The following is an 18,683-nucleotide window of genomic DNA, read 5'->3' as shown; positions in this document are numbered from 1 at the left end:
AAGATAAAATAATAAATTAAGTGCTTTTTAAACTCAAAGGCTAACTGGAGGAACTTATGTTAATTTGGTGGGTTGAGTAACAAGAACAGAATTTTTAGGCAAGGGCTGGAAATTTAGGAAGGAAAATTTTAGTGAACGTTCTGAAACTAGAGAGATGCCGGTTTAAGCTTAAGAAAAAATAAAAATCATTGTTTCAAGACCACTGTACAACCCTGTGAAGGCAAGCCCCCCAATTTCGTAATAGGCGAATTAGCGTAGTGTGCCCTCCAGGCATAGCAAAGGATCGCAGTGGGTGGGGGATCGAACTAAAGATTGATGACCTGAATGCTTTCCCATAATAAAGTAGTGGCTACAAAGCATAAAAATTTTTTATTAAATTAACATTAAACACCCAATAAACCGGCCCCAATTTCCCTGGTAGGGAAGAAGGGAAAATCAGTGGAAAATTTCATGATCAACTTCTTAACCAGCTTACTTTCAGCGGGAGAACTTATTCACCCCGGCCAGTTGCATCTACCGGCAGGCTTTATGCCGCACGGGATGTGCTACCTCTGGAAACCCGGATTAGTGTGGCTTCATGTCGTGTCAGATTCTTTAGTCGCACTTGCCTATTACTCGATTCCAATCACCCTAATCTACTTCGTGCAACACCGGCGCGACTTACCCTTTCGGTGGATTTTCTGGTTATTTGGAGCCTTCATCATTGCCTGTGGCACCACCCATATTATGGAAGTGTGGACACTCTGGCATCCGAACTACTGGGTAGCTGGCATCATTAAAGCCTTTACCGCAATTGTTTCCCTCTACACCGCTGTCCAACTCATCCCCTTGCTTCCCCAAGCACTCGCACTTCCTAGTCCTACCCAGCTCGCGCTCATCAACCAAAACCTGGAAAAGCAAATCCTTGAGCGCCAGAAAAGTGAGGAAGCACTGCGTCAGAGCGAAGCTCGCTACCGCGCGATCGTTGAAGATCAAACTGAACTGATTTGTCGCTTTTTGCCCGAAGGCACCCTCACCTTCGTCAACCAAGCTTACTGTCGCTACTTTGGGGGAACCCAAGAGGATTTGATTGGCAGCAGCTTTTGCCCAATGATTTTGGAAGAAGACTTAGAAAAAGTCAAAGCACAACTAAACGCTCTGAGCAAAGAAAAGCCGATAGTTACTATCACCCATCGCATCCTCAACTCTCACGGAGAAATCCGCACTCAGCAGTGGAGTAACCGAGCAATTTTTGACGATCAAGACAGTTGTGTAGAGATCCAAGCCGTGGGGCGAGACATCACAAAACTTAAACAGGCTGAGGAAGTCTTAAAAGCCTACTCAGCTCAACTAGAAGTGAGAAACCGCGAATTGCAAGATTTTGCTTATGTAGCTTCCCACGACTTGCAAGAACCGCTGCGAAAAATCCAAACCTTTGGCGACCGGCTGAAGGTCAAATACGGAGATGTGCTCAACGTTCAAGGGCGAGATTATCTAGAGCGAATGCACAATGCAGCCAAACGAATGCAAACGTTAATCGACGACTTGCTAGCCATATCGCGAGTGGCCACTCAAGCTCAATCTTTTGTTAAAGTTAATCTTGCTACAGTCGCAACAGAAGTGCTGTGTGATCTGGAAACGCGGATCGAGTCTTCAGGTGGATCTGTAGACATTGGAGAACTGCCAAGCCTGGAAGCCGATCCAACTCAGATGCGCCAATTGCTGCAAAATTTAATTGACAATGCCTTGAAATTCAGCCGGCCCGAAGAAAGCGCCGCCGTTAAGATCCGCAGTCAACTGGTGAACCAAGTCGAGGAAACCCCAGCCGGCAATATTTCCTATCAGGAGTTTTATCAGATTACAGTAGAAGATAACGGCATCGGATTTGAGCAAAAGTACCTTGATAAAATTTTTGTCCCTTTTCAACGTTTGCACAGCCGCAGTCAATACGAAGGCACCGGCATCGGTTTAGCAATTTGTCGCAAAATTGTTGATCGCCACGGCGGCAGTATCACGGCCAAAAGCTCACTAGGAGAGGGAGCAACCTTTACGGTTATGCTGCCGGTAAAACAGTTCAAAGGAGGAAATCTAAAGTGAATCAGCGCCGCCGCCCCATCACGATTTTGCTGGCTGAAGACGATCCAGATGACCGGCTTTTAGCCCAAGATGCGCTAGAGGAAAGCTCCGTATTAAGCGATCTTCACTGCGTTGAAAATGGCGAAGAATTAATGGATTATTTGTACCGGCGTGGCCAATATACCCAGGAAAACTCACCCCGACCGGCAATCATTCTGCTTGATCTGAACCTACCCAAAAAAGACGGGCGACAGGCACTCAATGAAATCAAAGCTGACCCAGATTTACGACGAATTCCGATTGTGGTATTCACAACCTCAAAGACTCATGAAGATATCAAAACTGCCTATGATGGCGGGGCAAACTCGTTTATTACCAAGCCCATGACCTTTGATTCTCTTGTCGATATCATGGAAACTTTAAGCAAATATTGGTTTGGAATTGTCGAACTGCCACCTAACGGAGTTGGGGATGGATATGGACAACAGCCACGTTAAAGTGCTTTTGGTAGAAGACGACGAAGACGACTACGTGATCACAAGAGACTTGCTCTCTGAGATTAAGGGAAAAAAGTTCATCCTAGAATGGGCCGATACGTGTGAGAAAGCTTTAGATGCGATCGCCCGTCATGAACACGACGTGTATCTGATTGACTACTGTCTGGGCAAGCGTAATGGATTGGAAGTTTTGCGTGAGGCACTCAACTCGGAACAGCAAGCGCCCGCGATCTTTCTGACCGGCCAAAGAGACTACGCAGTAGACGTTGAGATCATGAAAGCCGGCGCGGCAGATTACCTGACCAAAGGCCAGATCGATGCGCCTTTACTAGAGCGTGCCATTCGCTATGCGATTGATCGCACGCAAACATTGAAAGCGCTAAGTGAAAGCGAGAGACGCTTGCGGGCAATCTTCAACCAGACATTCCACTTCATTGCAGTGCTTAAACCCGACGGCACGCTGGTGGAAGCCAACCAGACAGCACTCGACTTCTGCAAACTTACCCATACAGACGTTGTGGGACATCTGTTTTGGGAGTGCCGGTGGTGGAAGCAAGATCAGGCCACAGAGCTGCAAACTTCATCCTCTGTAGCGCTGACACCGGCACAAAAACAATTGCAAGCGGCCATTGGCCGTGCCGCAGCCGGCGAATTGGTTCGTTATGAAATGGATCTGCCTTCTGCAACAGATGCCATCATGACCATTGACTTCTCCCTCAAGCCGGTGAAGGACGAGACAGGTCAAGTTTTGTTACTGATTGCTGAAGGTCGCGATATCACGGAGCGCAAGCAATCTCAGGCGGCACTGCAACAGCTGAACGAACAGCTAGAACACAAAGTGCAGCAACGCACAGCTCAATTAAGACAGGCGAATCAGCAACTTTTGGCAGAAGTGGCCGAGCGCCAGCAGACCGAGAAAGCGCTCAGGGAAAGCGAGCAGCGATTTCGCGCCACTTTTGAGCAAGCCGCTGTGGGGATCGCTCACGTCTCGCCAGATGGCCGGTTTGTCCGCGTTAATCAGCGCTTTGGCGACATTGTCGAACACACCCCAGAAGAACTGTTGTCAAAGACATTTCAGGAGATCACTCATCCAGATGACCTAGAGGTGACCCTTGATAATACCCGTTCGCTACTTGCCGGCCAGATCCAGACTTTTGCCTTAGAAAAGCGTTGGATCGGCAAAAATGGTTCTGTAATCTGGAGTCAGGTTACAGTCTCACTCATACGCGAGAATCATAGTGAATTCATTGAATCCGAATCGATACCAACCGCTTTAGGTGAACCGAAATATTTCATTACGGTCATCCAAGACATTAGCGCTCGCAAGCAGGCAGAAGCAGAACAACAAAGGTTAGCCGCTTTGCTCGAACAGCAAGCCAGAACCCTTGACGAAATTCTTTCAGCCTCTCCAGACCTCTTCTACCTGTTTGACCGCAGCGGGACGTATACCTACGTCAGTCTTGCCGGCGCTAGCACCTTGGGCTTCCAGCAAACAGAAATCATCGGGAAAACTTGGCCTCAGCTAGGGTTGCCGGCACAGAAGATGGAGATATTTGACACCCAACGGCAAGCAGTCTTCGAGCGCGGGTTAACCTTGAGGGCCGAGATGAAGTTCCCCACGGCTAAGGGTTTGCGAGACTTCGAGTACATCTTAAGTCCAATTCACGGCAGCGATGGTAGCGTTGAGTCAGTTGTTGCCACCGTACGAGATATTACCGACCGCGTAGAAGCTGCGGCTGCATTAGCTGAGAGAGAACAACAACTACGGGCTATCTTTGACAATGCTCTTGACGCAATTCTGATTGCAGATGATGCCGGCAGTTATCTCCAGGCCAATCCAGCCGCCTGTCACCTTTTTGGCCTGTCCCAGCAACAGCTCATAGGCCGCTGTATAGCAGACTTTACAGCGCAGAATGTAAATTTTGACCAAGCGTGGCAAATTTTTCTGCAACAAGGGCAGCAAACTGGAGAATTTCGGATTGTGCGACTGGATGGTTCGTTGCGAGATGTAGAGTTTTCCGCAACTGCCCATATTCTCCCCGGCCAGCATTTATCAGTCTTGCGCGATGTCACCGAGCGCAAGCACGCAGCAGAGGCGCTGCGAGAGAGCGAACAGCGACAAGCTTTCCTCCTGCGCTCAGTTCCCGTGGTGCTCTACAGTGCACACGCCTCCGGCAGCTTCAAGACTACGTGGGTGAGCGAAAATGTTGAACGCATTACCGGCTTCCCTAGCCACCAGTTCACTGACGATCCTTACTGGTTGGGGTCGAGGCTGCATCCTAATGATCAACAAAGAGTACGCGACAGTTTTGAAACTATAGTCGAAAAAGGCGAAATTACGGTTGAATACCGTTGGCAGTGTGCTGATGGTTCCTATCTTTGGTTTCTTGATCGCGCTGTTGTCGCCCCCAACGATAGCAGCGAAGTGCTTGAGATTATTGGCGTCTGGATAGATATTACAGAACGCAAGCAAGCAGAGGCTGCTCTGCAAAAAAGTCAAGAGCTTTATTCCACACTGGCGAGAAATTTCCCTGATGGCGCTGTTGTCTTGTTTGATCAAGATCTCCGCTACACCCTCGCAGAAGGTCAAGAGTTAGAAACCGTGGGTCTTTCTAAACAGTTATTAGAAGGAAAGACCATTTGGGAAGTCTACCCACCCGAACACTGTGAAAGCCTAGAACCGATTTATCGCGCCGCACTCGCCGGCACCCAAACCCAGGCTGAATATCAGTATGCAAATCGCATTTACAGCGCCCACGCACTGCCGGTGAAAAACGAGCGCGGTGAAATTTTAGCCGGCATGATTGTGGCGCAAAACATCACCGAACGCAAGCAGGCAGAGGAAGAATTAAGATCGAGCGAAGAATTATTTCGCTCTTTAGGTGCCTGTTCGCCAGTGGGTATCTTCATTACTGATACTGAAGGCCGGTGTAGCTACACGAACCCCCGCTGTCAAGCTATCTGTGGTTTCACTTTAGAAGAAAGCGTAGGAACAGGTTGGACGAACTCAATCCATCCAGATGATCGCGAACGGGTATTTCAAGATTGGTCTGAATTTACTCGTGAACGTAGGGAATACTCTGACGAGTTTCGCTTCCAAACGAAAGAGGGAATTATTCGTTTTGCTCATATCCGATCATCGCCTTTGTTGTCAGATCAAGGCCAGCCAATTGGTTATGTCGGCACAGTCGAAGACATCACCGAACGCAAGCAGGCTGTGGAATTGCTGCAAAATAGCGAAGAGCGTTTCCGCCAACTTGCAGAAAACATCCATCAAGTGATTTGGATGGTTTCTCTTGATGCGAAGGATATGCTCTACATCAGTCCTGCTTACGAAAAAATTTGGGGTCGTACCTGCCAGAGTCTTTACGAGCAGCCGAGATCGTGGTTTGACTCTATCCATCCCGATGATCGAGCGCACGTACTTAGTGCTTTCAACAAATCCAGGGTAGGAGAACAATACATCAATAAAGAGTACCGAATTGTGCGCTCTGATGGAGAGATTCGCTGGATTTGGGCGCGGACTTTTCCTGTTCGCAATCAACTTGGAGAAGTTTATCGTATTGCCGGCATTGCGGAAGACATTAGCGAACGCAAGCTAGTAGAAGCCGAACTTCTGAATGCTTTAGAAAAGGAAAAAGAACTCAGCGAACTTAAAACTCGCTTTGTTTCAATGGTTTCTCACGAGTTTCGCACGCCATTAAGTACGATTATTTCTTCTGCAGATTTACTAGAATATTACTTTCAAATATGGCCAAGTGAAAACAATCAGAAAAAAATGGAACATTTGGTGCGAATTCAAACCTCGGTTGTGAATATGATTCAATTATTAGAAGATGTTTTATTTATCGGCCAAACAACAGCCGGCAGGCTTCCATTTAACCCAACCGTGGTTGAATTAACGCAATTTTGTCGCGAAGTGGTACAAGCAACCCAAATGGGATCAGTTGGTCAACACACGCTTTTTTTTCTGAGCCAAAACGAATTTATCGAAGCTTATCTCGATCCAAAGTTGTTGCGACTACTCCTCGGCAATTTGCTTTCAAATGCTATCAAATATTCTCCTCAAGGGGGGACAATTCGGTTTGAACTTTGTTGCCAAGCTTCCGAGATCATCTTCAAAATTCAAGATGAAGGAATTGGCATTCCTGCTGAAGATAAACTTCGATTGTTTGAAGCTTTCCATCGCGCCCAAAATGTCGGCACTCTCCCTGGCACAGGACTGGGGCTAGCTGTCGTTAAACAGTGCGTGGATTTACACGGCGGCAAGGTAGCGGTGGAAAGCGAACTGGGTGCCGGCACGACGTTTACTGTGACACTGCCATTAAAGCGATTGGCGAATTCGGTTGTCCCCATCCCTCTAAACAACTCAACTGCTTCTTAAGCAAGCAGACAGCCGGTTCATTAAAGAAAATTTGTGTGTAATCAGGTGAACAAAATTCACCCGCTTCAGGATGTGTAACCGGCATCCAAAATTAGGGAAAAATAGGGAATAGCCCAGTAACACATCCAGTTACACAGTTAGATAGTTTCAAAACCGGCTGTCTTGCGTTAATCTTCATAATCGGAACGCCAGCAGAACTCGCTGTCAGTGGCGTTTGTACTTTAAAGGAGTTACTATGCTGGCCAAGCGAATTTTACCCTGCCTGGATGTTAAAGCCGGTCGGGTCGTCAAAGGTGTGAATTTTGTCAACCTGCGGGATGCCGGCGATCCGGTAGAGCTAGCTCAGGTTTACAATGAGGCCGGTGCCGATGAATTGGTGTTTCTGGATATTACAGCCACTCATGAAGACCGCGATATTATCTATGACGTGGTGTACCGCACCGCAGAACAGGTATTTATACCGTTGACAGTCGGCGGCGGCATCCAAAACTTAGAAACTATTAAAAAATTGTTACGAGCCGGTGCGGATAAAGTGAGCGTAAACTCCGCTGCTGTGCGCGATCCTGAGTTTATTAATAAGGCCAGTGAGCGGTTTGGCAACCAGTGTATTGTAGTGGCTATAGATGCCCGCCGGCGCTCCGATCCAGCAAATCCAGGCTGGGATGTCTATGTCAGGGGCGGACGAGAAAACACCGGCATTGATGCGCTGGCATGGGCGAAAGAAGTTGAGCAGCGCGGTGCAGGTGAGCTGCTGGTGACGAGTATGGATGCCGATGGAACTCAAGCTGGGTATGACTTAGCGTTAACCCGCTCGATTGCTGAACAAGTGCAAATTCCAGTCATTGCTTCAGGTGGTGCCGGCAACTGTCATCACATTTATGAAGCCCTCAGTGCCGGTCAAGCAGAAGCCGCTCTTTTAGCCTCTCTGCTGCATTACGGACAGTTAACCGTCTCTGAAATTAAACAACACTTAGCCGCCCATCAAGTCCCCGTGCGTTTGCTCTAAAGGATTATGAGAAATTAGGAAGGATGCAGTTTCCAAGCTTCTCACTTTGCCAAAAAACCAGGGAACCAAGACTTGACATCAGCTCGTTGCACTTATTGAGCTAAGTGTTACAATATGTCAAGATATCAAAAGTTAAATTATGTAAAGTGATGTTCATAATACTGATTATTGTTATTGCCCTGGTAGCTTGGTCACTGCACCTGATGCAAGAGGCAGTGGAAAACCAGGAGTTTGCCTTAATGTTGGCCGGCACCCTAGTTGCAACAGCAGCAGCGGCTATGGTGGCGGTTTATTTTTTGATGGGTGGCTATATCGGCTACGTCACACAAATGACCCAGCAGCCTTATTCACTTGATGGATCAATCGATCAAGAATATCTAAGCTGGGTTTCTGAATGGGATGGGCTAATGGATGAAGGTATCCCCTTCGTCGGTAGCGAAGTCATGCCGGCTTCTAACTTGCAGACAACAACACAGCTGCGTCTGAGATAAGGCCCAGTTATAAACCGAAAGCTAGAATCTGAGATGATCACCCTAGCTTTCAGTTAAATAAAAAAAGCCGGTGAAAAAGACTTGACGAATCGCTAACACTTAAGGCAAGATAATAAAGCGCTGGAAGGGGCTATAGCTCAGTTGGTAGAGCACCTCAATGGCATTGAGGGGGTCAGCGGTTCGAGTCCGCTTAGCTCCATATAATCTGCATAAAATAATGTGATCGGTGCCAATATTTTGCGCTCAGGCAAGCAAAATTTGGTCAAAATTGATGATATATCCTTATACTTTCACAGCCAGCTATTGATTTTCTCACGCGTTGGCAAATCTCCTCCTCAAGGCTGAAAGCTATGCTAGGATCGTATTTGAGAGTTAAATTCGGTTGCAGCGTTTGTTTCTAGTGTTGACAGGCATTTTCCTTTTGATCTTGACAAGCTACTCTCCGAAATATCAATCTCTACACCTATTGAGTTTTGGAGACAATTTATGTCTATTTATGTAGGCAATCTATCCTACGAAGTGACCCAAGAAGACTTGAGCGCCGTTTTTGCAGAATATGGTTCTGTCAAGCGTGTTCAGCTACCCACCGACCGGGAAACAGGTCGTCCTCGTGGTTTTGGTTTCGTTGAAATGGAAACCGAAGCCGAAGAAACCGCAGCCATTGAAGCGCTTGATGGTGCTGAATGGATGGGCCGGGATCTGAAAGTGAACAAAGCCAAGCCTCGTGAGGATCGCGGTCCTGGTGGTGGCGGTGGTGGCCGGCGGAACAACAGCTTCTCTCGCCGCTACTAAGTTGTGAAGCCAAATCCAGACTCAGACAAGAAAGCTTAATTCACTTTTAAGCGCTATCAGTCTCAGGAAGTAATTTAATCTAAACAGGCTCAGGCAGCAATGCTTGAGCCTTTTCTTTAGTGCTGAGTGCTGAGTAAAGTTAGTGCTGAGTTCTGAGTCCTGAGTGGCCAGTTCCCCATGCCCCTACCGTTCTTGTTGGCGAAGCCTTGACCCATGCCCCTACCTTTAGGTTGGCGAAGCCTTGACCCATGCCCCATGCCCAATAGTGAGAGAATCTACGACAAAGTTTGAGATTTAAAGAGTGCCTTTAATATAGAAAATATTCACCGGCATAAAAACAATTTGTGACTAAGTCAACCCACAACAGCGAAACCAAAGATTTGCATCCAGAAACAGCACCCGCCCGGACACCCCTGTACGCTCTTTCTGTCGAACTAAATGCCCGGATGACCGATTTTGCCGGCTTCTTAATGCCGGTGCAGTATGCCGGCATCAACCAGGAACACCAAGCAGTTCGCACCACAGCGGGAATATTCGACATCTCCCACATGGGCAAATTCGCCCTAAAAGGTAAACAGCTAATCGAACAGCTTCAGTTTTTAGTGCCCTCGGATCTGAGCCGGCTGCAACCAGGACAAGCCCAGTACACTGTTTTATTAAACGATCAAGGCACCATCCTAGACGACATCATCTTCTATTACCAAGGCCAAACCGATAGCGGTGAACACAGAGGAATGATCATCGTCAATGCCGCCACCCAGTCCCAAGACAAAGCATGGCTATTGGCCCACCTAAAATCAACAGAAATTGATTTGCAAGATTTATCCCAAGAAAAAGCCCTGATCGCCCTTCAAGGCCCACAAGCCGCCAGCTATCTCCAGCCGTTTGTAGACGCCGATCTCAAGCCGGTGAAGCCCTTCGGTCATTTAGAAACTTCCGTGCTGGGTGCGCCCGCTTTCCTTGCCCGAACCGGCTACACCGGCGAAGATGGCTTTGAAATCATGGTAGACCCACAAATTGCCATTCAGCTATGGCGAAATCTCCTGGCAGCCGGCGTCACTCCTTGCGGACTAGGGGCACGGGATACCCTGCGTTTGGAAGCTGCTATGCCACTTTATGGGCAAGATATTGATGATACCGCAACACCCCTAGAAGCCGGCTTAGGTTGGGTTGTCCATCTCGACAGCAAAGGCGACTTTATCGGTCGATCAGCCCTAGAACAGCAAAAGCGAGACGGCTTAAACCGGCGACTCGTAGGACTGCAAATGGAAGGACGTCACATCGCCCGTCACGGCTATCCCATCCTTCATGCCGGCCAGCCGGTGGGCGTCGTTACCAGTGGCGCACCCTCACCCACACTGGGCTATCCAATTGCGATGGCTTACGTTCCTCCCCAGCTAGCCACTGCCGGCCAACAACTCGAAGTTGAAATTCGGGGAAAATTACATCCAGCCGTTGTTGTCAAGCGTCCGTTTTATCGCTCACCGAATCGACCCTCTAAATAATCAGAGGGAGAGCGGGAGAGCGGGGGCAGCTAAGAAGATAGGCAGAGGGAAGACATTTTTTTGAGTGCTTAAACTCGTTGTGAAAGTGCTTTAGCGATTAAGGAATTTTGCCATGATCCAGATGCCAGGAGAAAGCTACAGTGGTGAGATGCTACCGCTAACCGCCCAGGAAATCGTCATTCGAGACGCCCTGCGGCGGGATATTGAACAGCTAGCCGGCCAAATTGGAGAGCGTAACTGCTGGCGCTATCAACAGCTCACTGCTGCTGCAAATTTTTTAGAAGTCTCATTTGTAGATAGCGGCTATCAAGTCCACCGGCAAAGTTTTGACATCGACGGGCAAACGTTCCATAACCTGGAAGTTGAGATTGCCGGCACTGACAAGCTAGATGAAATTGTCATCATTGGCGGTCATTATGACTCGGTTCCCAACTGTGCCGGCGCGAATGATAACGGCACCGGCACAGCCGCCGTACTTGCTTTAGCTAGAGCATTTGCCGGCACAAAACCGTCTAGAACCCTGCGCTTTGTCGCCTTTGTCAACGAAGAAGCCCCATTTTTTGGCACCCCTTCTATGGGCAGCCTGCGGTATGCCCAACGCTGCCATAAGCGTCATGAAAAAGTCGTTGCCATGCTTAGCCTAGAAACCATCGGCTACTACTCCGACGAAATTGGCAGCCAGAAATACCCCTTGCCCCTCGCTGCCAGCTATCCCCTCACGGGCAACTTCATCGGTTTTGTTAGCAACTCAGAAAGCGCTCAACTATTGCAACAAGTTGTTGGCGCTTTCCGTACCCATGCGAAATTTCCCAGCGAAGGCGCAGCCCTGCCGGCAGACGTTCCCGGCGTCGGTTGGTCAGATCAATGGGCATTCTGGCAGCAAGGTTATCAGGCGATTATGGTGACAGATACCGCGCCCTTCCGCTATCCCTACTACCACACCCCACAAGATACGCCCGATAAAATCGACTTTGACAGCACTGCCCGCGTCGTTGCCGGTTTACAAAAAGTTATCGCCGGCCTCGTAGAATTGCTTGAGAAGTAACATCATCGTGGGCGGGAAGCGAGTCAGAGACAGAGGTTAAGGAGCGAGTTTTTAGCAACTGAACGAACTCCCGCAACGCTTTGGCATACTGATCGCCGGCCACTTCCATCACATCATTATGGCCAGCACCCTCAACCCACAAAAAGCGCTTCGGTTCATTTGCAGCCGCAAACAATTGCTGCCCGTGCCAAAATGGAATCAGATCATCAGCAGTGCCATGCATGACCAAAACCGGACAGCGCACCTGCTGAATTTTGTCAATATTGCTAAACTTGTCAAACGGTACAATCGGAATGCGTGTAATCACCCGAAAAGCCGAGAGAAAAGGGTTTTCTAAGATCAAACCGGCAGCATTAACCCGACTCGCTAAATTAACGGATGGCCCAGAACCCACCGAACGTCCGTAGATAATAATTCGTGCCGGTGACACACCCAGCTTCTGCGTCAGATAATTATAGGCAGCGTTAATATCCCCATAAGCACCCTGCTCAGTCGCTTTCCCCTCACTTATCCCATAGCCCCGATAATCATAAGCGAAGACAGCAAACCCCATCTTCTGCAAATCCTCAAGCATCCAGCGAATATTCCCCAAATCTTCTGCATTTCCGTGGCTGTAGAGAATCGTGTGAGTTGCCTCTCGATTCGGCAAATAGATAGCAGCAATCTGAATACCATCCGCTGAGATCAGCTTGATCGTCTCACGAGAATCCTCATAACTGGCTACAGGTGGCTGAAAAATCAATCGATCTGTAAAAAAGTACGCGTAAAAACAAACAAAGGCATAAATAATAATGGCAGAGCGTCCTAAACGTTTAAAGGAAAATTCGCCCAGCAGCAGATGTCTTAACGTTTTTCGCTTCATTTGCAGCACCACATACCCAGAATTGAAAGTTTGAGGAATAATCTGTACGAGTAACTTAATGCTATAACCGGCTAGATTCCGGGCACCGGCAATCCTGAGCTGAGAACCCGCCAGTTGCGCGAATCCTTTTATCTATGTTGTGTGAGGAAGTAACATGAGCTTGGAATATCCTGACGATTTGAAGTATCTCGACACCCACGAGTATGTGCGGCTTGATGGTGAAATTGCCACCGTTGGCATCAGTGCCTTTGCCGTCGATCAGCTCGGAGACATCGTGTTTCTGGAACTGCCAGAAATTGGCGAAGCTTTGCGAAAGGGCGATACTTTTGGAACAATTGAGTCAGTGAAAGCGGTTGAAGACCTCAAATCCCCAATTTCCGGCACCGTCGTGGAACGCAATGCCGAAGTGATTGAGGCACCGGAACAAGTGGGAGACGATCCCTATGGAGAAGGCTGGCTGCTCAAGCTTCGCATTGACGATGCGGATGAGCTAGATGAGGCGATGTCATCGGATGAGTATCGCGGCTTGGTAGAGGGAGACTAGCCGGCAATCCCCAACCCCAGGTTAAAACAGTTAAGTTTCATCATTTCTTTTTTAAGGTTCGCTCTCAATCTCTTCTAAAAACAGCGCTAGACGCACAGCGGCTGAGCAAGCAAGTTGTCAAACAAAGTGAAATCAGGGGTTTTCTATTTTCCGATTGAACCCTTACCTGCGCCTAAGAATTGTGAGCTTATTAAATTGCCCTGGAAAGCGTCCTCATCAGCTTTCTAGGGCAATTTTTCTTTCCGGCATCCTTCCAAACTCAAAGCAATCACCCAATTTTAGCGGGTCGATTTTTATGTTTAGTGAAATAAACGCAAAGTTATGAAAGCTTATAAATAGTTTAGATTTTAACTTTGACAAAACTTATTAATTGCAACTATAAAGCAACTATTATTTTTTGACCTTCTGATAGTCTGTGCCTTTGAATGGGCTACCTATAAGTAAGTTAACGAGCCTATAACTTTCTGATTGCTGCGAACGAAAAAAACTGTCTGTCCTTCTCCCATGCCCATACCTTTAGGTTGGCGAAGCCTTGCCCCATGCCCCATGCCCCATGCCCCATGCCCCATGCCCCATGCCCAATGCCCCATGCCCAATCCCCCATAACAGCCAAAATCCCAGCCTGAAAACCTTACTGACTGTACGCTGAATGCCCAGAGCTACCTGTAAACTTTAAGTTATGTTGCAAAATAATAAGTAGAGGTACAGACTGTTTACAAATTAGCCGCCGGCGCAAGTTAACCTCACGTTCCACACCCTGCCATAGGATATCCAGTCGGGATCAAGGTGGAAGCCGCACACAGTCAAATTCTTAAACCGTTAGAGTTATATGCCTAATTTGAATACCACAGCTAGCACAGAGACCAATTTATCAAGTTTGCTGAACCCTGACCTTGCGCCGACCGATACATTTGTTCATCGGCACATTGGCCCTAATTCCGATGAAATTCAGCAAATGCTTGATGTGCTAGGGCTGCCATCCCTTGACACCCTCATCGATAAAACAGTCCCCCAAGTAATCAGGTTGACTCAACCGCTGCAATTGCCGGAAGCGCAAACCGAATACGCAGCCTTGGCAACATTGAAACAGATTGCCTCAAAAAATCAGGTGTTCCGCTCATTCACGGGCATGGGCTATTACGACTGTATCACCCCGCCGGTTATCGGGCGCAACATCCTAGAAAATCCCGGCTGGTATACCGCTTACACGCCTTATCAAGCGGAAATTGCCCAAGGGCGTCTGGAAGCATTACTGAATTTCCAGACGATGATTATCGACCTCACCGGCTTGGAAATTGCCAACGCGTCTCTACTGGATGAAGCCACAGCCGCCGCAGAAGCGATGGCGATGAGCTATGGCTTCTGCAAAACAAAAGCCAAAGCTTTCTTTGTATCCCAAAACTGCCATCCCCAAACCATCGAAGTTGTGCAAACTCGCGCTAAACCACTGGGGATTGAAGTCATTGTCGGCGATCACCAAACGTTTAACTTTGAACAAGCAATTTTTGGGGCGCTGCTGCAATATCCCGCCAGTGATGGGGCAATTTACGATTACCGGCCTTTTGTTGAAAAAGCCCACAGTGCCGGTGCCTTGGTGACAGTGGCGGCAGATATTTTAAGTCTTTGTATCTTGCAACCCCCCGGCGAATTTGGAGCAGATATTGCCGTTGGAAGCACCCAGCGCTTCGGAGTTCCCCTCGGATATGGGGGACCTCACGCAGCCTATTTTGCCACGCGAGAAGCTTATAAACGGCAAGTTCCAGGGCGAATCGTCGGCGTTTCCCAAGATGCCAACGGTAAGCCGGCGCTGCGTTTAGCCTTGCAAACACGAGAACAACATATTCGTCGTGATAAAGCTACCAGTAACATTTGTACTGCACAAGTGCTGCTAGCTGTTATTGCTTCCATGTATGCCGTTTACCACGGGCCGACAGGATTGCAACGAATTGCCCAGAGAGTTCATCAATTAACTGCTATCCTGGCAGTCGGCTTGAAACGTCTGGGCTACAGCATCGGTTCAGAACCCTTCTTCGATACACTGCGGGTAGAATTAGGGTCAAAATCCCTGGAAGAGATTCTGCAAACCGCTGAAGTTAATCGAATTAACCTGCGTACCATTGATGCTACAACCATCGGCATTTCCCTAGACGAAACCGCCACAGTCACAGACTTGCTTGACCTCTGGCATATTTTCGCCGGCAGCGAAACTCTCCCCTTCACGGTTGAAGAATTATTGCACAGCGGAGAATGGCCACGCCTTAAACTCCGCAGCAGTAGCTATCTCACCCACCCCGTTTTCAACCGCTATCACTCGGAAACCGAGCTTTTGCGCTACCTACACCAGTTAGAAGCAAAAGACTTGTCCCTGACAACCTCAATGATTCCCTTGGGTTCGTGCACCATGAAGCTGAACGCCACAGCGGAAATGATGCCGGTGAGTTGGCCAGAATTCAACAAACTTCATCCCTTTGCGCCACGTTCTCAAACTCAAGGTTATCAAATCTTGTTCGGGCAACTTGAGCGATGGTTAGCAGAAATCACCGGCTTTGCGGGAGTTTCCCTACAACCGAATGCCGGTTCTCAAGGCGAATATGCCGGCCTGTTGGTGATTCGTCAATACCACGAACAACGGCAAGAAGCACACCGGGATGTCTGTCTCATTCCCCAGTCAGCCCACGGGACAAATCCAGCGAGTGCAGTCATGTGCGGCATGAAAGTTGTGCCGGTTGCCTGTGACACTCAAGGCAACGTTGACCTCGACGATCTCAAGGATAAGGCACAAAAGCACAGCAAAGAACTTGCCGCCCTGATGGTGACTTATCCCTCGACTCACGGCGTATTCGAGGAGCAAATTAAGGAAATCTGCGAGGTTGTCCACGCCCAAGGCGGCCAAGTTTATATGGACGGGGCGAATATGAACGCTCAAGTCGGGTTATGCCGGCCAGGAGATTTTGGCGCAGATGTCTGTCACTTAAACTTGCACAAGACTTTCTGTATCCCCCACGGCGGCGGCGGTCCTGGCATGGGTCCCATTGGTGTCGCCTCCCATCTGGTGCCGTTCCTACCTCAACACGGGGTTGTTAAACACGAAGAATTGAGAATTAAGAATGGAGAAAATTCTCAAATTTCAGTGGGTGCGGTTTCGGCTGCGCCTTGGGGAAGCGCTAGCATTTTGCCGATTTCATGGATGTACATTGTAATGATGGGCGCTGCCGGCTTGACGCAAGCAACCAAGGTGGCGATTCTGAATGCAAATTACATTGCCCGCCGATTAGAAGCTTACTACCCTGTGCTGTACAAAGGAAAAGCCGGCTTAGTGGCCCATGAGTGTATTTTGGATTTGCGATCTCTGAAAAAGAGTGCCGGTATTGAAGTGGATGACATCGCCAAACGCTTGATGGATTATGGCTTCCACGCGCCTACCGTTTCTTGGCCGGTGGCGGGAACCATGATGGTAGAACCCACAGAAAGTGAATCGAAGGAAGAACTCGACCGTTTTTGTGATGCGATGATAGCCATTCGCCACGAAATCGAGGAAATTGAACTCGGTCAGGCGGATGCTGAAGATAACGTTCTCAAGAATGCGCCCCACACGGCAGAAAGCTTGATGGTAGCGGAATGGAACCATTCTTATGAGCGCGAACAAGCGGCTTTCCCGGTTCCGTGGACTCGCGAACACAAATTCTGGCCGGCAGTCGGGCGGATTGACAATGCCTTTGGTGATCGCAATTTTGTCTGTTCTTGTTTGCCAATGGAGGCATACTCGCCGGCATAAATAAGTTGGGTGGGCATTGCCCACCCGATCAAATGCCGGCGGTCTAAGCTAATTAGCATTAAACTTAACTATTCATTTTTGCATTCAAAGTTCTCTATTTGCTGAATTTTAAGCTTTTATCCCAATCGCACTTTGTAACAAAGCTGCAAGTTTAATGCTGGTTAGCTTAGGTGCCGGCTCCAGTTAACCCTCCTAGCAAAGCCAGCACAAATACAAGTGCCAGAAAAACAAGGGCAATAATTAAAAGCCAGTATTGGAAAGTATAAAGTTTCCTCAACTCTCCCAGGGAAAGCATTAAGTTCTCGATATCATTTCCCTGAGTATCCACAATTTTTTGAAAAGAAGAGGCTGCACTGGTTGTCCAGATGCCAATGACGATGTAAACAATGCCGTTGATGATACTGCCGCCTCCCCCTCGTAACACCGTCAGTAAGCCGGCAATGGCAGACAAGACTCCCACCCCGATCAGGAAGTAGCTCACAAAGCGCATTTTCTTAGCCAGATCCCGAATCAGCTCGTTCTGGCTGCCGGTGAATTCGTACTGTTCAAATGCCATATTATGATTTCCCCGCGCACACAACCCAAATTCTAGAGGATATCCGACACTTAAAAGGATTTTCCGGAACAAAGCGGTAAGTCTTTATGTCCTAAATGTTCAGGATGTCTGAAAACCCGCTTTTTTCAAGCGAAAAGCTAAACCCTCAGCTAATCGCACTCAGACACTGCCGGCATCTCAAAGCCATCTTGCAGCTTTATTAAAGATCGGAGCAGTCACCCCCGATGAAATCAAACGAATGGCCATCTCAACAACACACGCAGCAATTCTCAACGATTCTCAAGCTGACCGAACCCGATTCGTTTGATTCATACTACACCCAATTACATTTCGTCGGGGACGTTCGCTGTGCCGGCGTTAAAAGTATAAACAGCGATTTAGCCCAATTGTCCTGAGTTTTGAGTGGAATATAACAGAACAAGAGGCGCACGCCAAAAAGATTTTTCAGACTTTGATGAAGACCTTGAGATGTGAGAGTGTAGTGTGAAAATTTTGCTAGCGACTGTAGTGACGAAATGAATGTCCGCTTTTGTCCAGAGTGGAAGCGTAAGACATTAATGAATTGCAAGAAAGCTCTTTGAAAAACCCGACATTTACCACCTAGAGATTTATGTAGGGATGTGAATCTCAAAGCGACTGATAAGTCAAGTATTTTTGTTTAAAAAACAAAATCTATCTTTAGGATGATTCAAAAAATAGACCTTATCTAGTAATTATTTTTTTCTTAAGTCTGTTAGCTTCCGTTTAGACTGCCGGCTTAAATCACACGAACAATTAATAGCTGAAGCCGGCAGTGCGTTCGCAAATAGAGCAGCTCAACGTTAGAATCCGCCGCCATCTGGGAACTATTAAGTTGTCAAACCAGTCAAAATTTTTATGCTGCTAGAAATCTTTTACAGATTCTCGCGTATTAATCAAAATAAACTTCAAATTATCAGTCCAACTCAGACTTGACAAGATTGTCTCTAATGTCTGAAGTTCCCAATTTTGGCAGACGCATAATCTTGCGTTTGGGTACTGTTTTTTGAAGTTTTTAATTTTGGAATGACTTGCTTATTTTATATTTATATTTAAGCCTTTTCCGTAAATTCCCTGATGACATTTCAATAAAAGAAATAGCTCTTAAATTAATTTATAAATTTAATCAAATCTTTAATTAGTGATATTACTG

At 47.8% G+C, this 18,683-nt stretch carries 14 protein-coding genes and 1 tRNA gene; 12 read left to right on the top strand and 3 right to left on the bottom strand.

Annotated features, from left to right (window positions below):
* Positions 1-450: 450 nt before the first annotated feature.
* The 9 genes from H6F73_RS18890 (at position 451) to H6F73_RS18850 (ending at position 11,775) form a co-directional block, all read left to right on the top strand.
* Positions 451-2,076: a PAS domain-containing sensor histidine kinase gene (locus H6F73_RS18890; protein WP_190760316.1), complete on the top strand. Its 1,626-nt coding sequence runs from the start codon at positions 451-453 to the stop codon at positions 2,074-2,076.
* Entirely contained in the window at positions 2,073-2,552 is a 480-nt protein-coding gene (locus H6F73_RS18885; protein ID WP_190760315.1) for a response regulator, read from the top strand. The genes H6F73_RS18890 and H6F73_RS18885 overlap by 4 nt, the downstream gene beginning before the upstream one ends.
* Positions 2,533-6,936 carry a PAS domain S-box protein gene (locus H6F73_RS18880; protein WP_190760314.1) on the top strand — a complete coding sequence of 1,468 codons (4,404 nt, stop codon included), beginning with the start codon at positions 2,533-2,535 and terminating at the stop codon, positions 6,934-6,936. Before H6F73_RS18885 ends, H6F73_RS18880 begins: the two co-directional genes overlap by 20 nt.
* A gap of 235 nt (positions 6,937-7,171) precedes the next feature.
* The gene (gene hisF / locus H6F73_RS18875) at positions 7,172-7,942 is read left to right on the top strand and encodes an imidazole glycerol phosphate synthase subunit HisF (RefSeq protein WP_190760313.1); all 771 of its coding nucleotides are present in this window, start codon (positions 7,172-7,174) and stop codon (positions 7,940-7,942) included.
* A gap of 149 nt (positions 7,943-8,091) precedes the next feature.
* Positions 8,092-8,433 (top strand): hypothetical protein, encoded by a 342-nt coding sequence (locus H6F73_RS27310; RefSeq protein ID WP_190760312.1) that lies wholly within the window; start codon positions 8,092-8,094, stop codon positions 8,431-8,433.
* Positions 8,434-8,559: 126 nt separating this feature from the next.
* Positions 8,560-8,632, top strand: a tRNA-Ala gene (locus H6F73_RS18865).
* Positions 8,633-8,919: 287 nt separating this feature from the next.
* Complete coding sequence (locus H6F73_RS18860) at positions 8,920-9,225, top strand: RNA-binding protein (protein ID WP_190760311.1); 306 nt, start codon at positions 8,920-8,922, stop codon at positions 9,223-9,225.
* Between the two features lie 344 nt (positions 9,226-9,569).
* Positions 9,570-10,730, top strand: coding sequence for a glycine cleavage system aminomethyltransferase GcvT (gene gcvT, locus H6F73_RS18855; protein WP_190760310.1), 1,161 nt, complete (start codon positions 9,570-9,572; stop codon positions 10,728-10,730).
* A gap of 112 nt (positions 10,731-10,842) precedes the next feature.
* Positions 10,843-11,775 (top strand): M28 family peptidase, encoded by a 933-nt coding sequence (locus H6F73_RS18850; RefSeq protein ID WP_190760309.1) that lies wholly within the window; start codon positions 10,843-10,845, stop codon positions 11,773-11,775.
* On the opposite strand, the gene H6F73_RS18845 is transcribed toward H6F73_RS18850, so the two are convergent.
* Positions 11,741-12,637: an alpha/beta hydrolase gene (locus H6F73_RS18845; protein ID WP_190760308.1), complete on the bottom strand. Its 897-nt coding sequence runs from the start codon at positions 12,635-12,637 to the stop codon at positions 11,741-11,743. The two genes, H6F73_RS18850 and H6F73_RS18845, sit on opposite strands and share 35 nt — an antisense overlap.
* A gap of 154 nt (positions 12,638-12,791) precedes the next feature.
* Here H6F73_RS18845 and gcvH point away from each other — a divergent pair, with 154 nt between their 5' ends.
* Complete coding sequence (gene gcvH, locus H6F73_RS18840; protein WP_190760307.1) at positions 12,792-13,181, top strand: glycine cleavage system protein GcvH; 390 nt, start codon at positions 12,792-12,794, stop codon at positions 13,179-13,181.
* Positions 13,182-13,615: 434 nt separating this feature from the next.
* Here the strand turns inward: gcvH and H6F73_RS18835 are convergent, their stop codons facing one another.
* A complete protein-coding gene (locus H6F73_RS18835) occupies positions 13,616-13,771 on the bottom strand; it encodes a hypothetical protein (protein WP_190760306.1) in 156 nt (51 codons plus the stop codon).
* Between the two features lie 239 nt (positions 13,772-14,010).
* Between H6F73_RS18835 and gcvP the strand changes: the two genes are divergently transcribed.
* Complete coding sequence (gene gcvP, locus H6F73_RS18830; RefSeq protein ID WP_190760305.1) at positions 14,011-16,956, top strand: aminomethyl-transferring glycine dehydrogenase; 2,946 nt, start codon at positions 14,011-14,013, stop codon at positions 16,954-16,956.
* Positions 16,957-17,122: 166 nt separating this feature from the next.
* On the opposite strand, the gene H6F73_RS18825 is transcribed toward gcvP, so the two are convergent.
* Positions 17,123-17,512: a hypothetical protein gene (locus H6F73_RS18825; RefSeq protein WP_190760304.1), complete on the bottom strand. Its 390-nt coding sequence runs from the start codon at positions 17,510-17,512 to the stop codon at positions 17,123-17,125.
* A 224-nt stretch (positions 17,513-17,736) separates the two neighbouring features.
* Between H6F73_RS18825 and H6F73_RS18820 the strand changes: the two genes are divergently transcribed.
* Entirely contained in the window at positions 17,737-17,907 is a 171-nt protein-coding gene (locus tag H6F73_RS18820) for a hypothetical protein (RefSeq protein ID WP_190760303.1), read from the top strand.
* Positions 17,908-18,683: the final 776 nt, after the last annotated feature.

Origin of the sequence: Microcoleus sp. FACHB-68 (assembly GCF_014695715.1) — a bacterium.
Classification (GTDB): Bacteria; Cyanobacteriota; Cyanobacteriia; order Cyanobacteriales; family Oscillatoriaceae; genus FACHB-68.
The sequence above is the reverse complement of the archived record's forward strand: the minus strand, read 5'-3'. Positions and strand labels throughout refer to the sequence as shown.

Excerpts from the sequence above, each read along its gene's own strand:
- hisF (WP_190760313.1), top strand. The coding sequence starts at position 7,172 with ATGCTGGCCAAGCGAATTTTACCCTGCCTGGATGTTAAAGCCGGTCGG.
- H6F73_RS27310 (WP_190760312.1), top strand. The coding sequence starts at position 8,092 with ATGTTCATAATACTGATTATTGTTATTGCCCTGGTAGCTTGGTCACTG.
- gcvH (WP_190760307.1), top strand. The coding sequence starts at position 12,792 with ATGAGCTTGGAATATCCTGACGATTTGAAGTATCTCGACACCCACGAG.
- H6F73_RS18850 (WP_190760309.1), top strand. The coding sequence starts at position 10,843 with ATGATCCAGATGCCAGGAGAAAGCTACAGTGGTGAGATGCTACCGCTA.
- H6F73_RS18825 (WP_190760304.1), bottom strand. The coding sequence starts at position 17,512 with ATGGCATTTGAACAGTACGAATTCACCGGCAGCCAGAACGAGCTGATT.
- H6F73_RS18880 (WP_190760314.1), top strand. The coding sequence starts at position 2,533 with ATGGACAACAGCCACGTTAAAGTGCTTTTGGTAGAAGACGACGAAGAC.
- H6F73_RS18845 (WP_190760308.1), bottom strand. The coding sequence starts at position 12,637 with ATGAAGCGAAAAACGTTAAGACATCTGCTGCTGGGCGAATTTTCCTTT.
- H6F73_RS18860 (WP_190760311.1), top strand. The coding sequence starts at position 8,920 with ATGTCTATTTATGTAGGCAATCTATCCTACGAAGTGACCCAAGAAGAC.
- H6F73_RS18835 (WP_190760306.1), bottom strand. The coding sequence starts at position 13,771 with ATGGGGCATTGGGCATGGGGCATGGGGCATGGGGCATGGGGCATGGGG.
- H6F73_RS18820 (WP_190760303.1), top strand. The coding sequence starts at position 17,737 with ATGAAATCAAACGAATGGCCATCTCAACAACACACGCAGCAATTCTCA.
- H6F73_RS18890 (WP_190760316.1), top strand. The coding sequence starts at position 451 with ATGATCAACTTCTTAACCAGCTTACTTTCAGCGGGAGAACTTATTCAC.
- gcvP (WP_190760305.1), top strand. The coding sequence starts at position 14,011 with ATGCCTAATTTGAATACCACAGCTAGCACAGAGACCAATTTATCAAGT.